The organism is Streptomyces sp. DH12 (assembly GCF_020873895.1).
Classification (GTDB): domain Bacteria; phylum Actinomycetota; class Actinomycetes; order Streptomycetales; family Streptomycetaceae; genus Streptomyces.
In genome coordinates, this window is the sequence record NZ_JAHWGT010001653.1 from 1 (window position 1) to 390 (window position 390).

Here is a 390-nt window from a genome sequence, read left to right on the forward strand (position 1 = left end):
TCGGCATCCTCAACTTCGTGCTGGACACGGAGAAGGCCCGGGAGATCGTGCACCGGATCATGGCGGAGGTGCCCTCGGGCAGCTTCCTGGCGCTCACCCACCCCACGTTCGACCCCGAGGTGGGCGGGGAACTCCAGGTTCCGGCGATGGAGTTCTGGAACGCGAACGCCACTCCCCCGATCACCGCCCGCAGCGCGGCGGACATCACCGCGTTCTTCGACGGACTGGAGCTGGTCGAGCCCGGTCTGGTCTCCTGCGCCCAGTGGCATGCCGCACCCGGCGCCACCGAGGTGGTGCCGCAGTACGGCGCGGTGGCCGTCAAGCCCTGACCCCCGAAAGTATGATCAAGCAATGTCTGACATGACCGAGACCACGCCGGGCTGGCTGTCC

The 390-nt window shown here is 67.9% G+C and carries 1 protein-coding gene; it reads left to right on the plus strand.

Annotated elements, in window-relative coordinates:
* Positions 1–329, plus strand: a 329-nt coding sequence (locus LPA54_RS41565; protein WP_228985542.1) for an SAM-dependent methyltransferase, incomplete at its 5' end; no start/stop codon positions are given.
* Between the last annotated feature and the right edge of the window lie 61 nt (positions 330–390).